The sequence below is a fragment of the Methanosarcina sp. genome, from assembly GCF_028693135.1.
Taxonomy (GTDB): Archaea; Halobacteriota; Methanosarcinia; order Methanosarcinales; family Methanosarcinaceae; genus Methanosarcina.
Genome location: NZ_JAQUVZ010000076.1, coordinates 1 through 11,079, shown reverse-complemented (window position 1 = coordinate 11,079; position 11,079 = coordinate 1). Strand labels below are relative to the sequence as shown.

12 protein-coding genes are annotated in these 11,079 nt (G+C 44.4%); 5 read left to right on the top strand and 7 right to left on the bottom strand.

The window, feature by feature from the left end; translation table 11 throughout:
• Positions 1-271: 271 nt before the first annotated feature.
• Entirely contained in the window at positions 272-733 is a 462-nt protein-coding gene (locus PHF18_RS17625; RefSeq protein ID WP_300104978.1) for an Hsp20/alpha crystallin family protein, read from the top strand.
• Positions 734-949: 216 nt separating this feature from the next.
• Here PHF18_RS17625 and PHF18_RS17620 read toward each other — a convergent pair whose 3' ends face one another.
• Entirely contained in the window at positions 950-1,348 is a 399-nt protein-coding gene (locus tag PHF18_RS17620) for a hypothetical protein (RefSeq protein ID WP_300104977.1), read from the bottom strand.
• Between the two features lie 421 nt (positions 1,349-1,769).
• Between PHF18_RS17620 and PHF18_RS17615 the strand changes: the two genes are divergently transcribed.
• Positions 1,770-2,534, top strand: a complete 765-nt coding sequence (locus PHF18_RS17615; RefSeq protein ID WP_300104975.1) for a coenzyme F420-0:L-glutamate ligase — start codon at positions 1,770-1,772, stop codon at positions 2,532-2,534.
• 260 nt (positions 2,535-2,794) lie between these two features.
• Here PHF18_RS17615 and PHF18_RS17610 read toward each other — a convergent pair whose 3' ends face one another.
• Together PHF18_RS17610 and PHF18_RS17605 are read right to left on the bottom strand one after the other, a co-directional pair.
• The gene (locus PHF18_RS17610; protein ID WP_300104974.1) at positions 2,795-3,118 is read right to left on the bottom strand and encodes a cupin domain-containing protein; all 324 of its coding nucleotides are present in this window, start codon (positions 3,116-3,118) and stop codon (positions 2,795-2,797) included.
• A 121-nt stretch (positions 3,119-3,239) separates the two neighbouring features.
• Positions 3,240-3,719 (bottom strand): cytidine/deoxycytidylate deaminase family protein, encoded by a 480-nt coding sequence (locus PHF18_RS17605; RefSeq protein ID WP_300104973.1) that lies wholly within the window; start codon positions 3,717-3,719, stop codon positions 3,240-3,242.
• 395 nt (positions 3,720-4,114) lie between these two features.
• On the opposite strand from PHF18_RS17605, the gene PHF18_RS17600 reads away from it, so the two are divergent.
• The 3 genes from PHF18_RS17600 to PHF18_RS17590 all read left to right on the top strand — a co-directional run bounded on the left by PHF18_RS17600 (position 4,115) and on the right by PHF18_RS17590 (position 7,828).
• Positions 4,115-5,020 (top strand): protein translocase subunit SecF, encoded by a 906-nt coding sequence (locus PHF18_RS17600; protein WP_300104971.1) that lies wholly within the window; start codon positions 4,115-4,117, stop codon positions 5,018-5,020.
• The gene (locus PHF18_RS17595) at positions 5,017-6,735 is read left to right on the top strand and encodes a preprotein translocase subunit SecD (protein WP_300104970.1); all 1,719 of its coding nucleotides are present in this window, start codon (positions 5,017-5,019) and stop codon (positions 6,733-6,735) included. The genes PHF18_RS17600 and PHF18_RS17595 overlap by 4 nt, the downstream gene beginning before the upstream one ends.
• A gap of 67 nt (positions 6,736-6,802) precedes the next feature.
• Positions 6,803-7,828 (top strand): AAA family ATPase, encoded by a 1,026-nt coding sequence (locus tag PHF18_RS17590; protein WP_300104969.1) that lies wholly within the window; start codon positions 6,803-6,805, stop codon positions 7,826-7,828.
• Positions 7,829-8,432: 604 nt separating this feature from the next.
• Here PHF18_RS17590 and PHF18_RS17585 read toward each other — a convergent pair.
• The 4 genes from PHF18_RS17585 to PHF18_RS17570 all read right to left on the bottom strand — a co-directional run.
• Positions 8,433-8,669: an AcrB/AcrD/AcrF family protein gene (locus PHF18_RS17585; RefSeq protein ID WP_300104968.1), complete on the bottom strand. Its 237-nt coding sequence runs from the start codon at positions 8,667-8,669 to the stop codon at positions 8,433-8,435.
• A 13-nt stretch (positions 8,670-8,682) separates the two neighbouring features.
• Positions 8,683-8,946, bottom strand: coding sequence for a monomethylamine permease (locus tag PHF18_RS17580; protein WP_300104979.1), 264 nt, complete (start codon positions 8,944-8,946; stop codon positions 8,683-8,685).
• Positions 8,939-10,345: an APC family permease gene (locus PHF18_RS17575; protein ID WP_300104966.1), complete on the bottom strand. Its 1,407-nt coding sequence runs from the start codon at positions 10,343-10,345 to the stop codon at positions 8,939-8,941. The genes PHF18_RS17580 and PHF18_RS17575 overlap by 8 nt, the downstream gene beginning before the upstream one ends.
• 301 nt (positions 10,346-10,646) lie before the next feature.
• Positions 10,647-11,079, bottom strand: a 433-nt coding sequence (locus PHF18_RS17570) for a monomethylamine:corrinoid methyltransferase (RefSeq protein ID WP_300104965.1), incomplete at its 5' end; no start/stop codon positions are given.

Genomic DNA, 11,079 nt, shown 5'->3' with positions numbered 1-11,079 from the left:
ATCACATAGATTAAAGAAGTCTGGGCAACGGAAAATTAACGATTTCTAAGTGCCAGAATAACCGGGCGTGCGGCCCATCAGCATACCCCATCCTTTAGGGTGGGGTGGCCGCACGCAATTTGATTTTATTATCCATTTTTATACTATTTAGTGAAATTATTTGTTATCAGATAGTGAAATATATCTAGGAAAACGTATATATCCTTTCTCAATATATCCAAAATATCGCATACATATCTGCATCAATTTTTTAATTAAGGGGGAATATAAGATGAAATGGCCTGCTAAAAAATCATTTTCAGGACCTGCTCGCTGGGACCCTTTTGATGAGATCAGAAGGACACAGGATCGTCTGAACCAGCTGTTTGAAGACTTTATGCCAATGGAAGAATGGGGAGGCGGAAAAATATATACTCCTGCCATTGACATCAAGGAAGAAGAAGACAAACTCCTTGTCACCACAGACCTGCCGGGGATTAATAAAGAAGACGTTGAGATTAATCTCAAAGAGGATATGCTTGAGATCAGCGCTAAGTCCGGCAAGGAAAAGGAATCCGAAGAAGAAGGATACCTGCGCAGGGAAAGAGCATATACACAATTTTACCGTACTGTCCGCCTGCCCGCCAGTGTCAGAGAGGAAGGATCTACTGCAAAAATGGAAAACGGGGTCCTGACAATTTCACTTCCAAAAGTGAAAATTGAAGAGCCGACAAAGAAGATCGAAATTGAGTGACCCTCCTGATTGCAGGAAAGTGACTTTTGTTGTAACAGGGACTGCGAAAAAAATCGCAGTCTTTTAATTTCATATTTTTCTTCTTGCTCGCTTATCTTTCCAATCATTTTACCTTTTATCAATTTATTTACGACTGATTTGCTGTTTTTCTCATCGGTTGCTTTTAATTTACTTTTTCCTGATTTTACCTTTTTCAGAAATAGTTTTGATTAAGGCTCAGGTATAGTGCGGGAAAATATACTTAATTTCAATGGGTTTTTCCCATTCTTCGTCTTCTTCATCTTCTTCATCCGGGAACTCGTTACTCTTCCGGGCTTCAGCTCTTGCAAGTTCCGGATGCTGCTTTAGAAATTCGATGGAATACTCAGTGGTTTCCCTGGATGATGCTTTGAAGATTTCATCGATCTCTTCCCTGCTGAACTGCCCGTGGTAAAGGAGAAGTTGAGTTATCTTTTCCCGGGTTGCATGGGGCTCTTTTTCATAGTTCAGGGAATAGTAAAGTTTGCTTACAATAATTCTTAAGGCTCGAGTTTTGCCCTGGTGACTTTCTTTAAAATCAAAAGGGTTTTTTTCTTTTATTTTCTCTATGATTTCACTCAGGTCGTACTGGCTCATACTTAACACCCCTTAAGAAATTGGTTTGCAAGCTAGATAAAAATTCTTAAATATGCCCTTGAAAAGACACTTCATAAATAAAATAAAATAAAATAAGAAACAAAGTGAAAAGTGCGGCATCAGGAAATTGTTCTCATCATCTTTTGCTCAGCTGGGGTAACTCTCATCATCGCCGCAAAACTCAGTATATCGGTGGTCTTATTTATGGTTACTGCCTTTACTGCTATAAATTATTCGTTTACAGGATTGTTTCCATAACCCGGTGAAATCAATCTGATTCATAGAAATCACATTTTATCATTCTAACAGAGCCCGATATTACAAATCCCATTCATAAATCTTCCCAAAAATCTTACTTTATATATTCCTAAAAATCTTATTAACTCCATATCTTATAATTTTAAAATCTTGAGGAAGCCTCTTGAAATTTGAAGCCATTGCTGTAGAAAATATTCCCCTTATACACAAAGGGGACGACCTGCCCTCCCTCATCTGTGAGAGAATTGAACTTCAGGACAGAGACATTGTTATTATTGCCTCAACCATTGTTGCAAAAGCCGAAGGGGAAATCTTCAGGCTCGAAGATATTACCCCAGGGAAACAGGCTCTTGAGATCGCATCCCGGACAGGGAAAGATGCACGCTTCATTCAGGCTGTCCTTGCCAGGAGCGGAGAAGTCTTTGTTGAAGCACCTTTCATGCTTGTGACAACACTTGCAGGACATACCTGTGTAAATGCAGGGGTTGACGAGTCCAATATTGAACACGGGTTTTTGCTCTACCCTTCTGAAAATCCGGACGCAAGTGCCTCAAAACTAGGAGAACAGTTTGAAAGGCTTAGCGGTAAAGAGTTAAGTGTCATTATTACGGACACAAACGGAAGAGCCTTCAAGATCGGGCAGACCGGAGTTGCTATAGGGATTTACAAAATAAAACCCATAAAACGCTGGATAGGGGAAAAGGACCTTTTCGGCAAAATCTTGGAGATCACAGAGGAAGCAGTTGCTGATGAGCTTGCAGGTGCTGCCAACCTTTTGATGGGAGAAGGAGCAGATGGGATTCCCGTTGTAATCATTCGCGGGCTTGATTATTACTGCGAAGGGAATACGTCTATAAACGAGATATACCGCTCTGAAGATATGGATATTATCAAAAAAGGACTTCGGTGCCTGCAGAAAAATATATGAGTTAAAAAATATGAGCTTCAGAGCTCCAGGTATTGGTTTAAAAGATAGCTGATACTTCTATTTTAAATTATTTTGCGAATATGGGATGGGTTAGTCCCTCCCTAATAAATAACTCACCCAAATTTAAAGTGGGATTTAAGTGGGACTTAATAGTGTATCGATTCCAGATTACATCCATAAACCAAAACTTCAAAATCCATCTCGTGATCAACAAATCCCTCACCAAATAATGGATTTATTTGGGAATCGAAGCAATAGTATTAAGCGCGGATCATGGTTAAAATCATTTTGAACCTTTCCGTGGCATGGAGTGCGTGGGGTTCGTTGGCAGGCATTATGATCATGTTCCCAGTTTCCAGAACATTTTTATTGCCGGAAATAGTGATTTCTGCCTTTCCATCTATTACCTGAACCACGGCATCGAAGGGGGCAGTGTGTTCGCTCAGCCCTTCTCCTTTGTCGAAAGCAAATACGGTGATTGTTCCCGTGCCTTTACGGATAATTTCTCTGCTTACAACAGCTCCTTCCTGGTATTCAATCAAATCTTCTACCTTTAGTGTTTTGGCTTTTAACTCTTCAGACATTATTCCACCTCTTATCCTGTTCCATAAATGAATTTGTATCTCTTAATGGATAGATTCTTCTGCGAATGGATGGATTCTTCTGCGAAGGTGGGTGCAGGACGTCTGTTAAACTCTCAAATATTCACTTTTTACTGAAAGTTCCCTCTTTCAGCTCAAAGGGTATATATTCTACTTCCACACCTGCGCTCCTGAAGAAATCAAGGGAATCGGTGTCAGGATAAGGAGTTGAGTATACTACCCTTTTAATGTTTGAGTTTATGAGCATTTTTGCACACAGAATGCAGGGCTGGTGTGTACAGTAAAGGGTTGCTCCGGCAATGCTAACACCATGGATGGCTGCCTGGATAATAGCGTTCTGTTCCGCATGCACTGCCCGGCACTTTTCATGCCGCGTGCCTGAAGGAATCTTTTCAAGGTCCCGGATACACCCCGTCTCAAGGCAGTGCTCCATGCCGCTTGGAGCTCCGTTATAACCGGTTGATAGAATGCGTTTATCCCGGACGATTACCGCTCCTACATTGTTCCTGAGGCAGGTTGCCCGTTTGGCTACAACGAAGGCTATTTCAAGAAAATATTCGTCAAGGGGAGGTCTTTTTGTCATTATTTTTAATGGACAGTAACTGGTATATATAGTTGTAACGTTAGAAGTATATCACCTTTGACAATAAATTTTAAATGAAATGAATTAACGCTATATAGAACAATAATTGCTTTTCGAGGAATAGTTAATATAATGCATAGCATATAGAACTGAAACGGATCAACTTATTTACACTATATGGAATGTGAGACCTTTCTTTCCGGAACCAGAGTTCGAAAAGGGCTGATAATTTAAAGTTACCATGCACGTTCTGAACGATAATTCTGGATGGTTCTGGAATGTAAATCTGGACACTTCCGTGTTACTAATCTGAATGTTTTCCGGATTGTAGATCCGGAATAAATAAGCTCGGATAAGTTCTAAAAAATAGATGCATTCATCCGGAGTATTTAATTATGGCAACAGGTTTGACCGAATTTTTAGATAATTTCGTGAAAAATCACGATAATCGCCAGTTGCTGGCAATCCCCCTTGCAGTACTTGCAGTTTCTTTAGTTGTACTGCTGGTTTCCTTTGCAAGCAGCGGGTCGCCGGTATCCCTGGGAATGGAGTTCCAGGGTGGGACCCAGATTTCGGTAGAGACGACCGATTCCCCCGCTATGCTTGAAGAAATGTACTCTTCTTATCCCCTCAAGGATGCCCGGCAAACCGGAAGCAGGGTTAGCCTGCAGTTCGGGGTTATGGATAACGAAGAACAGCGCCAGCTTGAAGAAGATGTAATGGGCCGCTATTCTAACGTGGAAATCAAACAGATAGGGCCCGTTTACGGCCAGGAACTGCAGGTTCAGGCTCTTCAGGCTATTTTTATATCCTTTATAGGAATGTCCATTGTGGTTTTCCTTATTTTCCGGAACGTTATACCTTCTCTTGCAGTGGTGCTCTCTGCCTTTTCGGACATCATAATAGCCGCTGCTTTCATGAGGGTTGCAGGGATCGCTCTTTCCCTTGGAACGGTTGCAGCCCTGCTTATGCTTGTAGGTTATTCCGTAGACAGTGACATTTTGCTAACAAACAGGTTACTCAAGCGCAGGGGTACGGTGGAAGAAAAGGTTTCAAGGGCGATGCAGACAGGGATTACCATGACCACAACAACCCTTGCAGCCCTCGTGGTTATGTACGTGGTTTCAACTTTCCCTTACCTGATAATTCCATCATTTACACAGATTACCCTCCTTTCGCAGATCTCAATTGTATTGATCGTTGGGCTTGTTGCAGATATTATGAACACCTGGCTTCTCAATACCGGGATCCTGCGGTGGTATGTGACGAAACCCGAATTCAGAGGGAGGTATAACAGATGAGCGATAAAAAAAGCATCTTTAAAAATGTAAGAGTTATCGTCTTCATACTTGCTATACTTGCCTCGATTGTGGTTATCCACCCGGGTTATAATTCTGCAGAAGGGGCAACTACTAACCTGAACTACGGGCTTGACCTTGAAGGCGGCTCCTGGCTTCAGATCAAATTGCAGGGAGCCCTTGCCCAGGTAGATGCAGATCCGGGCATGATCGTCAGCCAGATGGTAGAACCTGTCATTGGGGCCCCTATCCAGGTTACAGATAACAATCTGGAAGTCGATGGAGTGAGTTCATCCGACAGATCTCTCACATTCACAACGTCCGTTCCGGTTAGCGCGTCACAACTTGAGCTCCTGGATCTTGGCAGTGTAAGTGTTGATAGGCTGAACCAGGAAACGACCCAGGTAACTCTCACTACCAGTAAAGAATCCCTGATCCAGGCTTACCTCTCAAAAGCCTTTGATGCAGAAGTGCTTCCGATCAGTACCGAAGATGGTATTGTCTATGAAATCCGGACTGAAGCCACAGAAGAAGAGCTCTCAGCCCTTATGGATAAAGTCGGAGGCACAATCCTCAAGAATGAAGACGGGACCTCGACATATAAAGAAGGAGTTAGCACCGACACAAGGGACCTGACCAGAGATATCCTGAATGACAAACTTAACTCCCTTGGCTTGAAAGACATTCCTGTAAGGACTGTCGGAGAAGATTATATCCTCATAGATTTTGCAGGGATCGACCTTGCAACGGCAAAGGATATTGCTGAAAAGCCCGGGAAATTTGAGATCCGCATACAGACTACAGGAAATGAGACCCAGCACGTCCTTTATGGAGATTCCATTGTAAGCGTGGGAATTCCAACTTTCCACGATAACCAGTGGCACACTCCTTTTACTCTGAAAGAAGACGGAGCAAGGGCTCTCCAGAAGGTTGCAATCGAGACCGGGGCTACGGATAGTCCGGAGGATCATTATCTGAATATGTATCTGGATGAAAATAAGATCTATGGGGCTCCCCTCAGTTACTCTGCGGCATCCAGACTGAAAGAAACCCCCATCTATTCCTGGGAGGCTTCCACAGGCACCGATGATGCAGCCAAGACTGAAGCCTCAATGCTCCAGATACACCTCCGAGCAGGGGCTTTACCTGTAAACGTGGTGTTAGTAGGTTCAGGGCACGTTGATGCAACTCTGGGATCACAGTTCAAAACCGAAGCCGTCATAGCAGGTTTGATCTCCCTTATAGCAGTTGCTGCAGTTGTTTTCCGTAGATACAGGAGACCTGAAATCCTGGTGCCAATGGTCGGGACTTCCATCAGCGAAGTCATCATGATCCTTGGAGTTGCAGCAGCTATCGGCTGGCAGCTTGACCTTGCAGCAATTGCAGGTATAATTGCCGCAATAGGGACAGGTATTGACCACCTTGTAATTATCACAGATGAGGTGCTTTACGAAGGCAAACTCCCGCCAACAAAGGTCTTTGTTTCCAGGATCGGAAAAGCCTTTGCAATTATTTTCGGGGCAGCCGCCACAACGATCATTGCCATGTCTCCTCTGGTGGTCATGGGCTTTGGGTCCCTGAAGGGATTTGCAATCACTACTATCATTGGTGTTTTCATTGGTGTGGTTGTTGCAAGACCTGTTTACGGTGTGGTTATCAAGGAGCTGCTTGAGGCAAAAGGAAACGGCACCTCGGAAGGTGAAGGTCTGGCTGAGTGAGTGCCCGGGAAAAGATCAAATCCCTGAACAACTGAGTATTCAAAAACTGAAAAACAAGGTGAAATTTATGCAGGATCTCTGGACTCTAAAATACAGGGCAGATGCCCTTGAAGGACTACTCGGAAATGAAAATGCTGTAAGAACGCTTTCCGAACTGGTACAGTCCGGAACCCTGCCCCACCTTATTTTTTACGGCCCTGAAAATTCAGGGAAGACAACGGCTTCTCTTGCCCTTGCCAGAAAGCTTTATGGGGATACCTGGAAAAACAACTTTGTATACTTCAACGCCTCGGACTTTTTTGACCAGGGAAAACGTTATCTCGTACGGGACAAACGTTTTGTCCGCATTCTGGGTACCGATGATCCTAAAAAAATCTACAAAAGTGTGATAGATATTTTTAAGGAAATAATTAACGAATATGCCGGGACAGCTTCCATTGATGCTGATTATAAAATTATTTATGTCGATAATGCAGAATCCCTTAGCTCAGATGCACAGCACGCTCTCAGGCGGATCATGGAAAAGTACAGTGCAACCTGCAGGTTTATTCTTTCCACTACAAAACCTTCGAAACTCATTTCCCCTCTCCGTTCAAGGGGTCTCCAGGTTTTTTTTACATATATTCCGGATTTTCTCCTGAAAACCCATCTCGAGAGAATCACCCTTGCTGAAAAGTTGAAACTTTCCGGTGGCGCACTTGACGCGATCCTTTATCTAGCTAAAGGGAACGTTGCAAGGGCTGTTCAGACTCTCCAGCTTGCTACCCTCCGGGCAGGAGATGCTGAAATTACAGAAGAAATCGTGTATGAAGCTACCATGAAAGGCAGGGACGAATCCGTAGATGAACTTCTTGATGCGGCTCTTGTAGGGGACTTCTCCAGAGGGCGCCAGCTTATAGATGAAATGATTATTGAAAAAGGGCTTTCCGGGACTGATATCCTTGAAGGGCTTTCAGAAGCTCTTGTAGACTCAGGAGAAACAGACGCTGATATTGCACGCCTTATTGTTAAAATCTCAGAAACCGACGCCAGGCTTATAGACGCTGCCAGTGAGAGAATCCAGCTCGAAAAACTGATTTCCACATTCTCCTGATTTATTTTTGAAATCAAACCTTTTTTCCTATTTTCCTTATTTATTTTATTTTAAAAGTTGGCGATATCCTTTTATACTTTTCCCTCTTTTATCGAGTTCTCTAACTATTCTATATAAATACTTCTACTTATTGTCCACCATAAATCCCAAAATATATATACTACATTTCTTTAAATATTATTTGAATAGAAAATTATATATACAATTAGTTTTTATCATTTATTGTCAGCGGACCAGAAATTCATGCTTCTCAGGAGTTTAGGGGTTCGAGTATACTTTCTTAAAGAGGTACAGACCTGAGATTTCAGGATACATCCTAAGTGGTGTGCCTGTACTCTCCATAGAGGGTTCTGAGCCTGTACTCCCTTGAGCAGAAGCCGGATTCGGGTCTTCTGGAACAAATCCACAAAAATCCCTCCATTGCTCCCTGAATAATTCCCTCATTTCAGGGAGATCATTCTCATGCGGCAGAATTGAACTATTGTTGCATTAAAAAACGAAATATTCTGCCTTATTTAAAAAAGTATTATCTGCCTGACTTCTCCATCAGGCAGACTTCTGTTTAAACCTTTTTGCGGTTTTTTTTCAGTATTTTCAGTCCCTTTCAGTACTTGTAGTGCTTTACCGAGTGATAGAGAATCACAACAAAGAAAGCAATTATTACCAGCAAGAAACTGAAGAAGCCAACCGGGTCCCAGACAAAGCCTATCCCTGCTCCGCCTTCTCCCCAGGATACAAGTACCGCTCCCTGGAGAACTGTGGGGATAACCACGCAGGCGAAGGCCAGGACAAAGATAAATACGATGTCAAAAACCTCTACAACTAAGCTTTTTTCTGCCATTTTTTCTGCCTCCTCAATCGTAATACCTGAACTCGAACATGTGTTTTTTTATCGAGTTGCGTACACTCAGACAGCCGATTGTCTCTATTGCAATCAGCAGGCCTACGAAGATCACGTAGAGGTAGAAAAAGTTTCCAGCAATCTCCCAGGTTTCGGAAAGGATCTTGTAAAGGACAAATCCTTCCACGCTTACCAGCAGGGCAAGCATGCCGAGGACAAGGACGGTGTCTCCGTTCAGTTTGCTGTGGTACTTTTTTTCAAGAGCCGGGTCATTCATCTCCAACACCCATCACCTCCTTTCCTATCCTTTCATTTTCCGAACCTTTTGGTGCGGGCCAGCCCATTTCAGTCCAGTTGTTTTCTATATTTGAATTCTTGTGCCTGTGGCTGAAATAGAAGTACGCAATACCGTAGAACACAAAGGCGAAGATCAGGTTATACTTGTAGCCCCAGAACAGCGTTGAAAATATCGTAATCGCGATTGCAATTGCAAAGTAGGCGATATACGGCTGAAGAGGGCCCACAAAGGGACGCACTTTGCTTGTTGTTTCCGGGAAGAGGTTCCTGAAGCGGATCAGGGAGAAGGGGATCAGGACATAACAGAGTAGTCCCGAGATAATGGAGAAGGTAATAACCTGGTCCAGGAATCCGCTAAAGGCAAATCCGATTGCAACAGGCACGGTGAAGATCACAGCCCTGTAAGGGGTATTGTACCTGGGGTGCACTGCCGAGAACCATGACGATACATAGTTGTCCCTGGAAAGTGCAAACCAGGAGCGTGACGAGTCACAAACGCAGCCATTAGCACTTGCAACACAGGTCAGGAATGTCCCCAGTCCCAGGAGGGCGATGAAGATAAACATGCCACTGTTCTGGGCCGCTTCAAAGAGTGGGTACACGGAAACACCAAGCATGTCCGCAGGGATCAGCACTGCACAGAGGTAGAGAGTCATTGCCGCTCCTATGAGCAGGGTGATCATTCCGGCCTGTTGTCCCAGAGGCACTGCCCTTGCAGGGTGCTTGCACTCTTCGGCACACATTGCTGCTCCTTCTATTCCCAGGTAGAACCACGGCCCGAATTGCAGAGCTGCAAAGAGGCCTATCATGCCGTTTGGCAAAGCCCCCTGGAAAAGGTATTCGGGGTGGATGTCTACTGCTCCAAAAGCGGTTGCAAAGAAGAAGACCACTATTGCAATGAAAGCGATCATTGTCAGGACGAAGTTAAGGGTTAGAGCCGCAACGACGCCCCGGTAATTGATGAAGGTCAAAAGTGCAATAACAAGCAGTGTTACAGGGAAAACCTGCAACTCCGGGAAGATGCTCTGTGCGATGAATGCAACGACAATGGCGTCTGCCGCCTCAAGGGCGATATATTCCATGTACACCGCAAGACCTACGCTGGCAGCTGCCCCGGGCCCGATAAATAGCCTCGCCCAGTCGTAAGGGCCTCCTGCAAGTTTGGTTGATGATCCGAGTTCACTGGCGCAGAGGGAAATCATGACATACATGGTTCCTGCAACCAGCATGGCAAGCAGGGACCCCAGAACTCCTCCTTTTGCGACGGTGAAGTTCCAGCCCATGTATTCCCCGACCAGCACGATCCCGACTCCGAGGGCCCATACATGGAAAGGCCGCAAAGTCTTGACCAAGCTGCCGGATTCATGGTTTTCAGACATGTTGTCTCAGCCCCTTCTTTTCGAAATCTTGCTAGCGTCTAGCAAAACCCAGGCCATCAGCCCAAAAGCCAGAAGATATATCAATCCATTTATAACAGTCCACATATCCATTTTTATATCCCCTTATGTTTTTTTATACACTGAATTCTTGTATCAGTTCACCTATTCGTGAAAAATTTTCCATATAATCCATAGTGTGTGTTTATAAGGGTTTCGCCTGAGTTTTTCAAAAAAAATTAGCCAGCAAGAAACTCGCTGGCTTGCGGTTTATTTAATATAAATTCAGGCTGTGACTTTCGGCTTAGAATACAAGCCCGAGGTCTTCAAGCTGCTTTCTTGCAGAGTTGTATACCTGGACGTATTCGTCTGTTGGGGTGATGGTCTTTACGTCGTAGCATTCCTGGAAGGTTTTTCCTGCCGGAGCGCTTGCGTAGTTCTTCTCGTAGAGGGGCACGAGCTTGCTGAGGATCTTGTTTACCTCGGAGATTTCCATTCCTGCGGTTGCCCTTGCAACTTCTCCCATCATCCTGGCTTCCATACCTGTGGTCTTGTCGGTTACTACACCTTTTGCGGCTGCGACACCTGAGAGGATTTCGCGGCCTGATGAGGTGTCAGTAATGGACTGAGCAGAGGCTTCAAGGAGGCACATCTCGGTACATGGTCCTGCGCAGGGGTAGTACTGGTTCCCGGAGAGGATGTCTGTGAACTCGGAGATGGTTGCGCATGCCCAACCT